The organism is Amycolatopsis deserti (genome assembly GCF_014653945.1).
GTDB classification, from domain to species: domain Bacteria; phylum Actinomycetota; class Actinomycetes; order Mycobacteriales; family Pseudonocardiaceae; genus Amycolatopsis_E; species Amycolatopsis_E deserti.
The window spans coordinates 44172-60333 of record NZ_BNAU01000005.1; the positions used below are offsets into that span (position 1 = coordinate 44172).

13 protein-coding genes are annotated in these 16162 nt (G+C 73.1%); all 13 read right to left on the reverse strand.

Annotated elements, in window-relative coordinates; all coding sequences use genetic code 11:
* Positions 1–356 precede the first annotated feature (356 nt).
* Complete coding sequence (gene ptsP / locus IE290_RS21280) at positions 357–2030, reverse strand: phosphoenolpyruvate--protein phosphotransferase (protein ID WP_191246438.1); 1674 nt, start codon at positions 2028–2030, stop codon at positions 357–359.
* Positions 2023–2289, reverse strand: a complete 267-nt coding sequence (locus tag IE290_RS21285) for an HPr family phosphocarrier protein (protein WP_191246439.1) — start codon at positions 2287–2289, stop codon at positions 2023–2025. The genes ptsP and IE290_RS21285 overlap by 8 nt, the downstream gene beginning before the upstream one ends.
* Before the next feature lie 18 nt (positions 2290–2307).
* Positions 2308–3801: a PTS fructose transporter subunit IIC gene (locus IE290_RS21290; RefSeq protein ID WP_191246440.1), complete on the reverse strand. Its 1494-nt coding sequence runs from the start codon at positions 3799–3801 to the stop codon at positions 2308–2310.
* Positions 3798–4250, reverse strand: a complete 453-nt coding sequence (locus tag IE290_RS21295) for a PTS sugar transporter subunit IIA (protein WP_191246441.1) — start codon at positions 4248–4250, stop codon at positions 3798–3800. Before IE290_RS21295 ends, IE290_RS21290 begins: the two co-directional genes overlap by 4 nt.
* A gap of 5 nt (positions 4251–4255) precedes the next feature.
* On the reverse strand, positions 4256–5197 hold the full coding sequence (gene pfkB, locus IE290_RS21300; protein WP_191246442.1) for a 1-phosphofructokinase: 942 nt from the start codon (positions 5195–5197) through the stop codon (positions 4256–4258).
* Entirely contained in the window at positions 5194–5376 is a 183-nt protein-coding gene (locus tag IE290_RS21305; protein ID WP_191246443.1) for a hypothetical protein, read from the reverse strand. Before IE290_RS21305 ends, pfkB begins: the two co-directional genes overlap by 4 nt.
* Complete coding sequence (locus tag IE290_RS21310) at positions 5373–5663, reverse strand: hypothetical protein (protein WP_191246444.1); 291 nt, start codon at positions 5661–5663, stop codon at positions 5373–5375. Before IE290_RS21310 ends, IE290_RS21305 begins: the two co-directional genes overlap by 4 nt.
* 181 nt (positions 5664–5844) lie before the next feature.
* A complete protein-coding gene (locus IE290_RS21315; protein WP_191246445.1) occupies positions 5845–6606 on the reverse strand; it encodes a DeoR/GlpR family DNA-binding transcription regulator in 762 nt (253 codons plus the stop codon).
* Positions 6607–6727: 121 nt separating this feature from the next.
* Complete coding sequence (gene icmF / locus IE290_RS21320) at positions 6728–9964, reverse strand: fused isobutyryl-CoA mutase/GTPase IcmF (protein WP_191246446.1); 3237 nt, start codon at positions 9962–9964, stop codon at positions 6728–6730.
* A 163-nt stretch (positions 9965–10127) separates the two neighbouring features.
* Positions 10128–10739, reverse strand: a complete 612-nt coding sequence (locus tag IE290_RS21325; protein ID WP_191246447.1) for a GTP-binding protein — start codon at positions 10737–10739, stop codon at positions 10128–10130.
* Positions 10720–11439 carry a DUF742 domain-containing protein gene (locus IE290_RS21330; RefSeq protein WP_191246448.1) on the reverse strand — a complete coding sequence of 240 codons (720 nt, stop codon included), beginning with the start codon at positions 11437–11439 and terminating at the stop codon, positions 10720–10722. Before IE290_RS21330 ends, IE290_RS21325 begins: the two co-directional genes overlap by 20 nt.
* A gap of 7 nt (positions 11440–11446) precedes the next feature.
* Positions 11447–11887 (reverse strand): roadblock/LC7 domain-containing protein, encoded by a 441-nt coding sequence (locus IE290_RS21335; protein ID WP_094008270.1) that lies wholly within the window; start codon positions 11885–11887, stop codon positions 11447–11449.
* Positions 11884–16110: a nitrate- and nitrite sensing domain-containing protein gene (locus IE290_RS21340; protein ID WP_191246901.1), complete on the reverse strand. Its 4227-nt coding sequence runs from the start codon at positions 16108–16110 to the stop codon at positions 11884–11886. Before IE290_RS21340 ends, IE290_RS21335 begins: the two co-directional genes overlap by 4 nt.
* Between the last annotated feature and the right edge of the window lie 52 nt (positions 16111–16162).

A 16162-nucleotide genomic window follows, 5' to 3' on the forward strand; every position in this document is an offset into this window, starting at 1 on the left:
CCGCCGCAACGCGAACGACAGCCAGCGCGGCCACCCACGCGGACAGCACCGGACGACCACCCCAGCTCCGCCCGGGCACGGGCCGTCGCGCGTCCGGGGGCGGCCAGCGCCAGGCGGGGCAAGCCGGCGCAGCCGACCACCATGAAGCGAATGGAGGCCAGCGCGGCCACCCACTGCAGGCCGACGGGTCCGGGGAGGTCAGGCCGCCGTCGCGTGTGGGGATGCCACCGTCGGCCAGGCTGGGTCGGCGCCGTCGGCCGCCGGCGCGGCAGCGCCATCGGCGCTCCCACCCCGGGAGCCGGCCGCGCTTTTCCTCACTTCGGCGTCCGGTGATGCACGTAGCGCCCACCAGGCGATCACATCTGCTTCGCTGCGGCGGCTACCTCCTCGCGGGCCCTTGCGGCGTCCGGGGCGGTCAGCGCCAGCCGGGCGAGGGCGGCGCAGTCGGCTGCCGTGTGGGCTGCCAGTGCGAGGCGGACAGCCGGCAGGGCGGCCGGCGCCATCGACAGGCTCGTCACCCCGAGGCCCACCAACACCAGCGCCAGCAGCGGATCGCTCGCCGCTTCGCCGCAGACGCCGACCGGCTTGCCCACCGCCGCGCCCGCCGCGCCCGTGATGCGGACCAGCTCGAGCAGCGCGGGCTGCCACGGGTCGAGCAGGTCGGCCAGCTCACCGGCCATCCGGTCGGCCGCGAACGTGTACTGGCCGAGGTCGTTGGTGCCGATGCTGACGAAATCGCACGCGGCCAGCACCGCGTCGGCCCGCAGCGCGGCCGCGGGCACCTCGACCATCGTCCCGGCCACGGGGAGTCCGTGGGCGCGAGCGGCGCGGGCGAAGTCCGCGGCCTCCGTGGGCGTCGACACCATCGGCGCCATCACCCACACGTCGGCCGTGCTCTCCTCCCGGGCGGCGGCGATCGCGGTCAGCTGATCATCGAGCATGCGTCGGTGGCGGCGGGCCAGACGCAGGCCGCGCACCCCGAGCGCCGGGTTGGGTTCGTCGCCGTGGTCGACGAACGCGAGCGGCTTGTCCGCACCCGCATCGAGCGTGCGCACCACGACCTTCCGGCCCGCGAACGCCGCGAACACCTCGGCGTAACTCCGGCGCTGCTCCTCGACCGTCGGCTCCTCGGCCCGGTCCAGGTACAGGAACTCGGTGCGGAGCAGCCCGACGCCCTCCGAGTCGGCCGCCGCCGCGGCCGTCAGGTCCCGCGCCGCGCCGACGTTCACCAGCAACGCCACCGGAACACCGTCGGCGGTCCGGCCGGGGCCGCTCGAAGCCGCCAGGGCCGCGGCCTGCGCGGCCGCTTCGGCCTCCGCCGCCTCGACGAGCGAGTCCGGCGGGTCGACGACCACCTCGCCGGACGCGCCGCGCACCAGCACCGGGGTTCCGTCGGCCAGTCCGGCCGCGTCCGCGCACGCCACGACCGCGGGGATGCCCAGCGACTTCGCCAGGATCGCCGTGTGGCTGGTCGGCCCGCCCAGCTCGGTGACGATCGCGCGCACCTTCCGCGCGTCGAGCACCGCCGTGTCGGCGGGTGCGAGGTCCCGCGCGACCAGGACGAACGGGTGCCCTGGGTCGGGCACGCCGGGCATCGGGACGCCCAGCACGCGGGCCACGGTGCGGTCGCGCAGGTCGTCGAGGTCGGCGGCCCGCTCGGCGAGGTAACCCCCGGTCGCGGTGAGTGCGTCGCGGAACCCGGCGAAGGCGTCGGCGACGGCGTGCGCGAGGCCCCGGCCGTCCTCCAGGCGGGCGCGGATCCGGTCGGGCAGCGCCGGGTCCAGGACCATCATCGACTGCGCGAGCAGCACGTCGGCGGCTTCGCCACCGGCCTGGGCCGAGCGCTCGTCGAGGAACGCGGCGACCTCGGCCAGCGCCGCCCGCGCTCGTTCCAGCGCGGCCGGCACGTCGGCTTCGGGCACGTCCGTCTCCGGCAGCCGCGGCGGCTCGGCGAGCCGGGCGACCGGGCCGTGTGCGACACCCGGGCTCACGCCGATCCCGGTCACCGGGCGAACATCGACCTCACCCATCGTGGTCCGCCGCCACGATCGCGGCCAGCTCGTCGAGCGCCTGCTCGGCCTGCGGGCCGTCGGCGCTGAGCACGACCTCGTCACCACCGCGGGCTCCCAGGCCGAGCACGGACAGGATGCTGCGGGCGTCGACGGGTTCGGCGCCGTCCTTGCCGATGGACACCGGCACCGGCTGCGCGGCGGCGGCCTTGACGAACAGGGCGGCGGGGCGGGCGTGCAGGCCCACGCTGGAGCCGACGACGACACGGCGTTCGGGCATGGCGGTTCTCCTCGTGCGTCAGGCCGCGACGGGCTGGGTGGACGATCCGGTGGTGGCCGCACCGGCGGGGGCGCGGTCGCGGCCGATGCTCTTGGCGAGCAGCACGCAGCCGCAGGTGACGAGCGTGCCGATCGCGACTGCGAGCAGGTACAGCAGCGGCTTGCCGATGAGCCCGACCACCCAGATGCCGCCGTGCGGGGCGGGCGAGGTGGCGCCGAAGGCCGCGACCAGCGCGCCGGTGGTGGCGCTGCCGAGCATCAGCGACGGGATGACCCGGAACGGGTCGCCCGCGGCGAACGGAATCGCGCCCTCGGTGATGAACGACAGGCCTAGCAGCCAGCCGGCCTGTCCGGCCTGCCGCTCGGCCGGGGTGAACCGGCTGCGGCGCACCAGGGTCGCCAGCGCGAGCCCCAGCGGCGGCGTCATGCCCGCCGCCATCACCGCGGCCATGATCACGTAGTTGCCGCTGGCGAGCGCGGCCAGGCCGAACGTGTAGGCCACCTTGTTCACCGGGCCGCCCATGTCGAAGGCCATCATCAGCCCGAGCAGGGCGCCGAGCACCCACGCGCTGCCCCCGGACAAGCCGGACAGCCAGCCGCTCAGGCCGGTCTGCGCGGCGGCGATCGGCTCACCCACCACGACGACCATGAGGAACCCGACGACCAGGGTGGACACCAGCGGGATCACCACGACCGGCATCACCCCGGCCACACCCCGCGGCACCTTCAGCTTCTTCAGGCCCAGCGTCACCGCACCGGCCAGCAGGCCGGACACGAGCCCACCGAGGAACCCGGCGCCGGTGGCGGTGGCGAGCAGGCCGCCCACGATGCCGGGCGCGATGCCGGGCCGGTCGGCCATGCCGAAGGCGATGAACCCGGACAGGATCGGCACGAGCATCTCGAACGCCAGCGAGCCGATCTTGAACAGCACCCCGGCGATGCCGGCCTGGCTCATCAGGTCGGACACGTTCTCGATGCCCGGGTAGGTGACGCCCTGGAAGTCACCGCCGCCGACCTTCGCCGCGACCTCCGGGCCGCCGATCAGGAACGACAGCGCGATGAGGATGCCACCCGCGGCGACGAACGGGATCATGTACGACACCCCGGTCATCAGCCACTGGCGCAGCCGGGTGCCGAAGCCCGCGGAACTGTCCACGTTGGACGCCAGCTCGGGCCCGGGCGCGGACGTCGTGGCCGGAGCGGCGCCCTCCTCGGCGGCCTTGACGGCCTGCGCGATCAGGCCGGCCCCGTCGTTGATGGCGGCCTTGACCCCCGCCGTGACGGTGGGCTTGCCCGCGAAGCGTTCCCGGTCCCGGACGTCCACGTCCGCGGCGAAGACCACCGCGTCGGCCTCGGCGATCCGGGCGGCGTCCAGCGGCGCGGACCCGGCCGCGCCCTGGGTTTCCACGCTCATCTCGTGCCCGGCGGCCTTCGCGGCCTGTTCGAGCGCCTCGGCCGCCATGTAGGTGTGCGCGATCCCGGTCGGGCACGATGTGACTGCCACGAACTTCATCGTCCGAGCACCTCCTGGCGAACGAGCTGGACGACGGCGTCCGCGTCGGGCGCGTCGAGCAGCGACTGGCGGAACGACTGGTGCACGAGACGTCGTGCGAGCTGCGCGAGGATCGTCATGTGCTCCTCGCCGCCGCCCTCGGGTGCGGCGATGAGGAAGATCAGGCGGGCCGGGCCGTCGGAGGCGCCGAAGTCGACCCCGGCCGCGGACCGGCCGAACGCGAGCGTCGGTTCGGTGACGAACGCCGAGCGAGCGTGCGGGATGCCGATGCCGCCTTCGATCCCGGTCGGCATCTGTTCCTCGCGCTTGCGGATGTCGGCGAGGAAGCCGTCCAGGTCGGTGACCCGCCCGGCGGTGACGAGCCGGCGCGCGAGCCCGGCGGTCACCTCCGCGCGGTCGGTGCCCGGGACGTCGAGGTCGACCAGATCGGCGGTGATGAGTTCGGCCATCGGTATCACTCCTTGAGTTCTCGGTCGGCGGCGACCGAAGGGTGGATCGTGACGCCGATGCGGGCGACATCGGCGGGGGCGGGCATCCGGCTGCCGGGCAGCGCCGCCGCGGCGGCGCCCCAGGCCAGTGCCCGGGCGAGGGCGTCACGGCCGGCGCCACCGGCGGCGAGGAACCCCGCGAGCAGGGCGTCCCCGGCGCCGACGGTGCTGCGCGCGACCGGGACCGGCGCCTCGCCGTGCAGGGCGCCGTGCTCGTCGACCAGCACCGCACCGTCCGGTCCGAGGCTCGCCAGCACGGCCCGCGCGCCCCGCGACCGCAGGACCTGGGCCGCCACGACGGCGTCGCCCAGCGTGCCCACCGGGATGCCGGCGCACGCGGCCAGCTCCTCCCGGTTGGGCTTGACCAGATCCGGGCCCGCGGCCAGGGAACGCGCGAGGGCCGCGTCGGAGGAGTCGATCGCGACCCGCAGCCCGGCGTCGTGGCCGCGCCGGACCAGCCGGGCGTAGATGTCCTCGGGCGCACCGGGTGGCAGGCTGCCGCACCCGGCGAGCCAGGCCGTGCCGTCGTCGCACGCGTCGAGGGCGGCCCGCAGCAACGCCTCCGCGTCGCCGTCGGTGCACAGCGGGCCGGGCAGGTTGAGCTTGGTGACCACGCCGTCCGGCTCGGCGAGGGTGATGTTGGTGCGGGTGTCGCCGGCGATCGGGACCTGCCGCACCGCGACCCCCTGCTCGTCGAGCAGCTCGGTGAGCCGCCGCCCGTCGGCGCCCCCGGCGAACAGCACGGCGGCGGTCTTGCGGCCGTGCGCGGCCAGCGCCCGCGCGACGTTGACGCCCTTGCCGCCGGGGTCCAGGTGGGACGGTCCGGCGCGCAGGACTTCGCCCCGGCGCAGGGAGTTCAGCTCGACCGTGTGGTCGAGACTGGGATTGGGGGTGACGGTGACGATCACGCCGACACCACCCTGGGGACCACCGGGCGCCGCTTATCCGCGGGCCCGGCGACGGTGGGCTGCACAGCGCAGCGAGCGAGACGGTGGGACGGGCCGGCGCGCAGGACCTCGCCCCGGCGCAGGGAGTTCAGCTCGACCGTGTGGTCGAGGCTGGGGTTGGGGGTGACGGTGACGATCACGCCGACACCACCCTGGGGCCCACCTGGCGCCCGGGGGCAGCCAGCTCCGCTTCGGACATCTCCGCGGAGCGGGCGAGACGGTGGGACGGGCCGACGGTGACGGTCATGGGAGTACCACCTCGTGGCCGGCCCTGTGCCGCGCTTCCGGACGCGGGGGCCAGCTGCACTTCGGACAGCTCGCCGCAGCGGGCGAGACGGTGGGACGGGCCCACGCGCAGGACTTCGCTCCACTGCCGGGAGTTCACCTCGAGCGTGTGGTCCTGGGTGGGGGTGACGGTGACGATCACGCCGGCACCACCTTGGGGCCAACCGGGCACGGCTGATCCGCGGGTCCGGCGACGGCGGGCTGCACAGCGCAGCGCGCGAGATGGTGGGAGGGGCCGGCCGGGCACCGCTCGTCGGGGCCGGCGTGCCGCGCCTCGCCCCGGTGGACGAGCGCGGGGGCAAGGCTGGGACTCTCAGTGGGGATCATGCCAGCACCACCTCAGGCCCGGCCGCGCGTAGCTCGTCTGCCAGACCGTCGTCCAGGCCGGTGTCGGTCACGAACTTGTCCACCTCGGACAGCTCGCCGAAGCGGGCGAGGCAGTCGTTGCCGACCTTGGTGTGGTCGGCCAGCACGACCGTGCGGCGGGCAGCCCGGATCATCGCGCGCTTGACCGCCGCCTCCCCGATGTCGGGCGTCGTGAGCCCGCGTTCGGCGGAGATGCCGTTGGTGCCGACGAACGCGACGTCGACGAAGGTGTCGGCGAGCGCGCGCAGCGTCCAGTCCTCGACCGCGGCCAGCGTGCGGCCCCGCACCCGGCCGCCCAGCAGCAGCACCGTCAGTTGCGGGCGGAGGGCTAGCTGCGGGACGACCGACACCGCGTTGGTGACCACGGTCAGCTCCCGGTCGGCGGGCAGGATCTCGGCGAGCCTTGCGGTGGTGGTGCCGGCGTCCAGCAGGATCGCGCCCTCGTCGGGCACCTCGGCGAGAGCGGCCTTGGCGATCCGCTCCTTCTCGGCCGTCATCACGGCGTCCCGGTCGGCGAGGCCGGGCTCGAAACCGAGCCGCTCGACCGGGATGGCGCCGCCGTGCACGCGGCGCAGCACCCCCTGGCGCTCCAGCACGGTCAGATCGCGCCGCACCGTCTCCATGGTGACGTTGAAGTTCGCCGCGAGCCAGGACACGTCGACGCGGCCGACGCTGCGCGCCCGCTCGACGATGTGCTGCTGACGCTCCTCTGCGTACATGTGGCTTCCTTGCCGTTGCGATGTGGCTTTCCTTGGTTATATGTTGTTTCACGTGGGGATGTCAAGCATGAAAAAACTCCCCGCCGCGGCCGGGCCGCGGCGGGGAGTTCTCCGGTGTGCGTCAGACGTTGCGCCGGTACTGGCCCCCGACCTCGAAGAACGCCTCCGTGATCTGGCCGAGCGAGCACACCCGCGCGGCGTCCATCAGCACCCCGAACAGGTTCTCGCCCCGCGTGGCGGCTTCGCGCAGCGCCTTGAGCGCCTGCTCGGCGTCGTGGCTGTGCCGCTGCTGGAAGTCGGCCAGCCGCGTCAGCTGCGACTGCTTCTCCTCCTCCGTCGCGCGCGCCAGCTCGACCTCGACCTCGTCGTCCTCCGGGTGCGGGTTGCGGAACGTGTTCACCCCGATGATCGGCAGCGTGCCCTCGTGCTTGAGCCGCTCGTACAGCATCGACTCGTCCTGGATCCGGCCGCGCTGGTACCCGGTCTCCATCGCGCCCAGCACGCCGCCGCGCTCGGCGATCCGGTCGAACTCGGTGAGCACGGCCTCCTCGACCAGGTCGGTCAGCTCGTCGATGATGAACGAACCCTGCAACGGGTTCTCGTTCTTCGACAGGCCCCACTCCTTGTTGATGATCATCTGGATGGCCATCGCGCGGCGCACCGAGTTCTCCGTCGGCGTGGTGATCGCCTCGTCGTAGGCGTTGGTGTGCAACGAGTTCGCGTTGTCGTACAGCGCGCACAGCGCCTGCAGCGTGGTGCGGATGTCGTTGAAGCTCATCTCCTGCGCGTGCAGCGACCGGCCCGAGGTCTGCACGTGGTACTTGAGCTTCTGCGAACGCTCGTTCGCGCCGTAGCGCTCCTTCATCGCGACCGCCCAGATGCGGCGCGCGACCCGGCCGAGCACCGAGTACTCGGCGTCCATGCCGTTGGAGAAGAAGAACGACAGGTTCGGCGCGAAGTCGTCGATGTGCATACCCCGGGCGAGGTAGGACTCGACGTAGGTGAACCCGTTGGCCAGCGTGAACGCCAGCTGCGAGATCGGGTTCGCGCCCGCCTCGGCGATGTGGTAACCGGAGATCGACACCGAGTAGAAGTTGCGCACCCCGTGCTCGATGAACCACTCCTGGATGTCGGCCATCATCCGCAGGCTGAACTCGGTGGAGAAGATGCAGGTGTTCTGCCCCTGGTCCTCCTTGAGGATGTCGGCCTGCACCGTGCCGCGCACCTGGCGCAGCGTCCACTCGCGCAGGTCCTCGGCCTCCGACGGCGTCGGCTCGCGCCCGTGCTCGGCCCGGAACGCGTCCATCCGCTGGTCGATCGCGGTGTTGAGGAAGAACGCCAGGATCGTCGGCGCGGGCCCGTTGATCGTCATCGACACCGAGGTGTTCGGCGCGGTCAGGTCGAAGCCGTCGTAGAGCGCCTTCATGTCGTCCAGCGTCGCGATGGACACGCCGGAGGTGCCGATCTTGCCGTAGATGTCCGGTCGCGTGTCCGGGTCGTGCCCGTACAGCGTCACCGAGTCGAACGCCGTGGACAGCCGCTTCGCCTCGGAATCCGCGGACAGGTACTTGAAGCGCCGGTTGGTGCGGAACGCGTCGCCCTCACCGGCGAACATGCGCGCCGGGTCCTCACCCTCCCGCTTGAACGGGAAGACGCCCGCCGTGTAGGGGAAGTAGCCGGGCAGGTGCTCGCGCCGCAGGAACGACAGCAGCTCGCCGCGGTCGGTGTAACGCGGCAGCGCCACACGCGGGATCCGGTTGCCGGACAGGGTTTCCCGCCACAGCTGGGTGCGCAGCTCCTTGTCCCGGATGCGGACGACGAGCTCCTCCTGCCGGTAGGACTCGGACAGCTCGTCCCACCGCTCCAGCAGCCCGGCCACCGACGGGTCCACTTCGGACTCCGCCTTCGCCAGCAGCGCCTCGATCGGGCCGGTGTCCGCGCCGTCGGCGGCCAGCGCCTCCTTAGCGGCACGCAGCTGGTCGACCTTGCGCACGGCCGCGACCTGGTCCCGCGTCTTCTCGTGGTAGCCGCGCACGGTGGCGGCGATGTCGGCGAGGTAGCGCTCCTTCGACGGCGGGATGATCACGGTCGCGCCGGTGGACACCTTGGTCTCCACCTTCGGCAGCTGACCCGCCGACACCGACAGGCCGCGCTCGGCCAGCGCGTCGCGCAGGTACTGGTACAGCGCGGTCACGCCGTCGTCGTTGAAGCGCGCGGCGCTGGTGCCGAACACCGGCATGTCCTCCGGCGCGGCCCCGAACGCCTCGCGGTTGCGCACCAGCTGGCGCGCGACGTCGCGGCGCGCGTCCTCGGCGCCCCGGCGCTCGAACTTGTTGATCGCCACCACGTCGGCGAAGTCGAGCATGTCGATCTTCTCCAGCTGCGACGCGGCGCCGAACTCCGGCGTCATCACGTACAGCGAGTAGTCGACGTGGTCCACGATGCCGGCGTCGCCCTGCCCGATGCCGGGCGTCTCGACGATCACCAGGTCGTAGCCCGCGGCCTTGCACGCCAGCACGGCCTCGTCCAGGCCCTCGGGTACCTCACCGGTGGCCTGACGGGTGGCCATCGAGCGGAAGTAGACCTGCGACCCGTCCAGGCCGTTCATCCGGATCCGGTCGCCCAGCAAGGCACCACCGCCGCGGCGGCGGGTCGGGTCGACCGCCAGCACCGCGATGCGCAGCTTGTCCTCCTGGTCCAGCCGGAAGCGCCGGAGCAGCTCGTCGGTCAGCGACGACTTGCCCGAGCCGCCGGTGCCGGTGATGCCCAGGACCGGGACAGTGCGGGCCCGCGCCGCGTCCGTGATGCGGGCCAGCCGGTCCTCGGCCACGCTGCCGGCCTGCAGCTGCGTGATGAACCGAGCCAGCGACGGCACGTCCCCGGCCAGGAGGTCGTCGTCCGATCCGGCCGGCACCTCGGCCAGGTCGTAGTCGCACTCCTTGATCATCAGGTTGACCATGCCCGGCAGGCCCAGCTGAAGGCCGTCGTCCGGGGAGAAGATGCGCGCGACGCCGCGGGAGTGCAGCAGCTCGATCTCCTCGCGCACGATGACGCCGCCACCGCCGCCGTACACCTTGATGTGCCCGGCGCCGCGTTCGTTCAGCAGCTCGACGAGGTAGCTGAAGTACTCCACGTGGCCGCCCTGGTAGGCGCTGATCGCGACGCCGTGGGCGTCCTCGCTGATCGCGGCCGTGACGACCTCGTCCACCGACCGGTTGTGGCCGAGGTGGATGACCTCCGCACCCTGCGACTGCAGGATGCGCCGCATGATGTTGATCGAAGCGTCGTGCCCGTCGAACAGACTCGATGCGGTGACGAACCGCACCGGGTGCACGGGCCGGTGAAGGGAGGCGTTCATGCCTCAAAAATACTTGGACTTCCTACTATCGCAAACCCAAGCGTGACCGCAGCGACATCCACCGCGGGACCGTAACGATTCAGAACGCGGGCAGCACGAAGCCACGGGCGTCCGGACGGGTGCCGGGCCCCCGCCCGGCACTTCCCCAGCTACCTCGCCGGCGTCAGCGCGCGCCGGCCGTGCGCATCGCGATCCACTGCCGCATCGCGTACTCGACCAGCGTGATCAGCGTCTGCTTGGTCGACTCGCGGTCGCGGGCGTCGCACCGCACGATTGGGATGCTCTCGTCGATCGCCAGCGCCTCGCGCACGTCGCTCAGCTCGTGGTGCAGCTGACCGTCGAACGTGTTGACGCCGATGATGTAGGGCAGCCTGCGGTCCTCGAAGAAGTCGACGGGCGCGAACGAGTCCGCCAGCCGCCGCGTGTCCGCGAGCACCACGGCGCCGATCGCGCCGCGGACCAGGTCGTCCCACATGAACCAGAACCGCTGCTGACCGGGCGTGCCGAACAGGTACAGGATCAGGTCCTTGTCCAGCGATACGCGGCCGAAGTCCATGGCCACGGTGGTGGTGGCCTTGTTGGGTGTCTGGTCGAGGTTGTCGATGCCGCGGCTCGCGTCGGTCATCATCGCCTCGGTGGTGAGCGGCACGATCTCCGAGACCGAGCCGACGAAGGTGGTCTTGCCGGCACCGAAACCACCGGCGACCACGATCTTCGCCGAGGTCATGGTCTGCGGCGAGGCCTGCCGCGGTGCCTTAAAGCCGACGGAGTCCACTCAACACCCTTTCCATCAACATGAGATGCGCCTCGGCGTCGTCGTTGGTCGACACCGTGCGGTGCACGGTGACCAGACCAGCATCGGCGGCGTCGCTGATGAGGACTCTGGCCACGCCGATCGGGACCCGCAGCAGCGCTGCGACCTCCGCGACCGACCGCGGTGTCCGACATTCTTCCATGATCGAGCGGTGCTCGAACTGCACCGTCAGCGCTCCGGCGTCGAGCCGGGCGAGGACGGCATCCTGGACGGAGATCAGCGTCTCCAGTTCCAGGGCGACCCGGGCCTTGGTGCGGCCGCCGGTGAGCGCGTAGGGGCGCACCACCGCGGTCTCCTCGGCGGGGTGGATCTCCGGCTCCTCGCGGCGCGACGGCACGGGCGGGGCCGGCTGCGCGGGCTGCACCGGGTCGAAGAACCCGCTGCCCGGCGAGGGGTCGAAGAGGCTCGCCGGACGGTCCGGGTACTCCGGCTCCGGTCGCGGCGCGGGTGCCGGCTGCGGGGACGGCGTCGGCTGCGGCGCCTGTTCGGCCCGCGGGGCTTCGGACGCCTCGGCCGTCTCGGTCCCGGGCTGCCGGTCGCGCTGCTTCTTGCGCTTCCAGCGGCCACGCCCGGAGTCCAGGCTGAAGCTGTTCATCACGTCGGCGAACGTCGGCTCCGGTTCGCCGCCGGATGGGGAGCCACTCTCGGATCCCGTGGTCATGTCGGCATCATCCCACCGGTTCGCCGATCAGGGGCCCACCGGCTCCCTGCAGCTGAGCCCGCAGTTCGGGGGTGAGGATCTGGCCCACCCGGTCGACCAGCATGGTCATCTCGTAGGCGACCTGGCCGATGTCGCAGTTCGGGGCGGCCAGGACCGCCAGGCAGGACCCGTCGCTGATCGACATCAGGATCATGATCCCGAGTTCCATCTCCACGACGGTCTCGTTGACCGCACCGGCTTCGAAGCACCGCGCCGCGCCCTGGGTCAGGCTGACGAGCCCGGAGGCCACCGCGGCGAGCTGGTCGGCGCGGTCGAGCGGCAACCGGTTCGAAGCGGTCAGCAGCAGGCCGTCGGCCGAAACGACCACCGCGTGCGCCACGCCAGGCACACGCTCGGCGAAATCATTGACCAGCCATCCGAACTGGTTCTGTGGCTGCGGCGTGGTCATTCACCCTCCATGGTTCCTTGATCGGGGTCGGCGGACTGAGCGGTCCGGTGCCTCCCACGCTGAACACCTTGCTGGAAACTGCTCAGCCTGCCACGCACATCCTGCGGATCACGGCGTGTCCGCGGTGCCGGGGCGGGGGTCCCCGGGGACAGGGCGCTGCCGGGCAGCAACTGCTCACCGCGGCGCCGCTTGGGCAGCCCCGCCGCGGTGAAGTTCGACGGCGCCGACGAGGACACGGTCTGAACCGCCGCCCAGCTCTCGTCCGACGCGAACGACCAGGCGCCGTCACCGCCCGCTTCGGCCGGCTGGCGGTCCGCGGTGGATCCGGGCTGCTGGTCGCGGGCGGGTTCGGGCCGCTGGAAGAGGCCGGTGCCCTCCCCGGTGCGCGGGAAGACGCCGGTGCCCTCGCCGGTGGTGGGGCGCTGGAAGAGGCCGGTGCCCTCCGCCGGGCGCGGCTGGCGCTGCGGCAGGGCCGCCTCGGCCTGCGCCGACGCCGGCTGGCGCTGCGGCAGGCCGCTCTCGGTCTGGGCGGTCTCGGTTGGCTTGCGCTGGGGCAGGCCGGGGTCCGGCTGGGCCTCGGCGGCCGCAGCGGGCTTCGGCTGGCGCTGCGGTAGGCCGGTCTCCGACTGGCCCTCGGCAGCCGCGGCGGGCTTCGGCTGGCGCTGGGGTAGGCCGGGCTCGGGCTGGGCCTCGGCAGCCGCAACAGACTTCGACTGGCGCCGGGGTAGGCCGGACTCCGACTGAGCCTCGGCAGCCGCGGCGGGCGTCGGCTGGGCCTCGGCGGCCGCAGCAGACTTCGGCTGGCGCTGCGGCAGGCCGGACTCCGGCTGAGCCTCGGCAGCCGCAGCGGGCTTCGGCTGGCGCTGCGGTAGGCCGGTCTCCGACTGGGCGTCGGCAGCCGCGGCGGGCGTCGGCTGAGGCTCCGCGGCCGCGGCGGGCTTCGGCTGGCGTTGGGGCAGGTCGGCGGCGTTGTCCTTCGCCGTGGGCTCGGGCTTGGGCTGGCGGCGGGGCAAGCCGCTGTCCGTTGCGCTGGGCTTCGACGCGCCGTCCGAACTCTTCGGCTGGGCACTGGGCTTCAGTGCGTCGGCCATCGGCTTGCGGCGGGGTAGGCCGCTCTCCGTCGCCTCCGTCGCCTTCGGCTCGCGCTGGGGGAGGCCGCTGTCCAGCTGCGGCGCCTCCGCGGCCGGGCGCGGTCGGCCGGCCTCCGGCTGCGCCGTCCGGGCGGCAGCGCCCTCCGCCGAAGTGGCAGCGCTTTCCCGCGCGGCAGCACTCCCCGACGCAGCGGCGCTCCCCGACGCGGGGGTGCTCCCCTGCGCAGCGGATCCAGGCGCAGCACTTCCCGGCGCGGGGGTGCTCCCCTGCGCAGCGGGCGCGGCAGTCACCTGCGCACCGGCAGCGCCCGTGCTGCCCTGCGTAGTCGCTGCGCTTCCGTCCGCGCTGGTAGCGCTTTCCCGGCCGCCAGCGCCTTCCGCGTCCCGCTTCGCGTGGCGGGCCCGGTTCACGCCGTGCTGGAAGCTGCTCAGCCGGCCCCGCACGTCGGCCGGGTCGCGGACCGGCATCTCGCGCTGCGGGTTCGGCGCCGGGGTCTCCGCGGCGGCACTGCCGGGCAGCAGCTGCTCGCCACGGCGCCGCTTCGGCAGGCCCGCGTCGGTGAACGTCTTCGGCTCCACCCGGGACGCCGCCTGGACCGCGCGCCAGTTCTCGTCGACCGCGAAGTCCCAGCCGCTGGCCGCCTTGGCGCTCTCCGGCTTGTCCGAAGTGGACTGCTCCGCCGAGGTGGACTGGGCCGCCTTCGGGGCCGCCGGCGGGTCGTCGCTGCGGAACCACGCCGACAGGGTCTCGTCGAAGATCGGCGTCGTCTCGCGGCGCGACGGCGGCGGCGTGGCCGGCTTCGGCTCGTTGGCCGCCGAGCTCCACCACTCCGACAGCGGGCTGCTGTTCGCCGTGAACAACGCCTTGCCGCTGGGCAGCTCATCCGGCGCCGGCTCCGGCTCCGGCTCGGCGGGCACCTCGGGCGCGGGAGCGGGCGCGGGCTCCGCACCCTCGGCCGGGATCGGCGTGAACAACGCGGTCCCGGAGATCTCCAGGTCCGACGGCGGCCGCGGCGGCAGCACCCCGGAGTGCCCGTTCTGCGCCCACGACGGGGCGTTCGCGCCATCCCCGGGCGTCGGGGTCTGGCCGAAGTTCGCCAGCGCCTCCGGCCGCCCGGCGCCGTTGACCGTGCGCCGCCGCGGCAGCGCGGTCGACGGGTCCGGCTGGACCGGAGCCCGGGCGGGCAGGTCCATCACCAGATCCGCGGGCACGGTGACGGTCGCCCGCACACCGACGATGTCCTTGCCACCGTGCAGGACCACACCGATGTTGTGCCGCCCGGCGAGGCGGCCGACCACGAACAGGCCCATCCGGCGCGAGGTCGCGAGGTCGACCGTGCCGGCCTCGGTCAGCCGGGCGTTGGCCTCGGCTACCTCGGCCTCGTTCATGCCGATGCCCTGGTCGATGATGTCGATGACCAGGCCGCCGTGGTCGTTCGCGCGGGTCGTGACCGTCACCTGGGTCTCCGGCGCGGAGAACGCGGTCGCGTTGTCCAGCAGCTCGGCGACCAGGCGCATCAGGTCGCTCGCGGCGAACCCGACGATGCGCGCGTCCGGCGGGGTCTGCACCACGACCCGCTGGTACTGCTCGATCTCCGACACCGCGGCACGCAGCACGTCGGAGGTGGTGACCGGCTGGCCGGAGCGGCGGCCCGGCTCGGCGCCGGAGAGCACCATCAGGTTCTCGTTGTTGCGCCGCATGCGGGTCGCCAGGTGGTCCAGCTGGAACAGCGTCGCGAGCTGGTCGGCGTCCTCCTCGTCGCGCTCCAGCCGCTCGATCAGCTGCAGCTGCCGCTGCACGAGGCTCTGGCTGCGGCGCGAGAGGTTGATGAACACGCTGCTGTAGCCGGTGCGCATGTTGGCCTGCTCGACCGCGAGCCGCAGCGCCTGGCTGTGCACCGCGTCGAACGCCTTGGCCACCTCACCGATCTCGTCCTTCGTGCCGACCGGGACCGGCTGCACGTCGGTGGTCTGCTCGCGGCCCTCCTGGATGTTGCGCACCGCGGCCGGCAGCTGGCGGTCGGCGACGTCCAGGGCGCCGGCCCGCAGCACGCGCAGCGAGTGCAGCAGCTGGCGGGTGATGAGGATGACGACCGCGGCGGTGACCACGAGCGCGAGGAACAGCAGCACCGCAAGCAGGCCGGCGTCGGTGCCCGCGTTGTCCGCGAGGTCCGCGGAGGTCGTGGTGAGCTCGTCGCCCAGGCTGTCGCTGACGGTGTTCAACGCGGCGATCACCGACGCCGACACCGCGGTCCACTGCTGGGCCGAGATGCCGCGCAACGCGCTGGGCACCGAGGCGCCCTCGGCCGCGAGCACGCCGTTGACCAGGCGGCTGCGGGTGTTGAAGTCCTGGCCCATCACGGTGCGGTCGAACTGCGCCTCCTGCGCGGAGCTCGCCGCGGCCCGGAAGTCGGCGAGCCGGTCGGTCAGCCGCAGCTCGGCCGTGCGCAGGTCGTTGAGCTGGCTCGGGGTGAGGTTGCCGCGCGCGATGCCGTAGCCGAGCAGCGACTGGGCGGTGGACGCCTCCTCCTTGACCACCAGCACGTCGTGCAGCGCGCTCGGCGTGCCGCCGATGGCGTCATCGCCGATGCCGGCGACCAGCGCGGTGTCCAGTCCGATCAGCGAGTCGGTCATCTCGCTGTAGGCGGCCAGCGCCTGCACCGCGTCGAGGCGGCCCTCGGCGACTTGGCGGCGGACCTCGGGCAGACGGCCGACGGCGGCCGCGGCGGCCTCGCCGGGCGCGCGGATGCCGTCGTCGGCGTCCGCGGCGTGCCCGGTGGCGCCGGCGAGCGGGCCGGTCGCGCCGTCCACCAGCTGCCGGGCGGCGTCCAGTTGCGGGGAGCTGCCGACGGTGCCCTGGGTGAGCAGCGCCGCGGTCTCGGTGCGCTCCTGCTGCAGCGCGTCGACCAGCGTGCGCACCGCGCCGTTCAACTCGACGAGCCGGTTCATCCGCTCGTAGTTGCCGGAGCGCTCGACCTGGTTGCCGATGGTGATCCCGCCCAGAACCAGGGCGACCACGATGGGCACCAGGGACACGGCGGCGAGCTTGGCGGACAGCCGCCAGTCCCGCCAGCGCGTCAGCGTGGCCCACTTCGACGGCTCCTTCGGTTGCTGGCCGAGGAGCTGTCCCACAGGCACTTGGCCCTGTCCTGCAACGGTCACGAAGGTGACTCCCTGTCCGGCG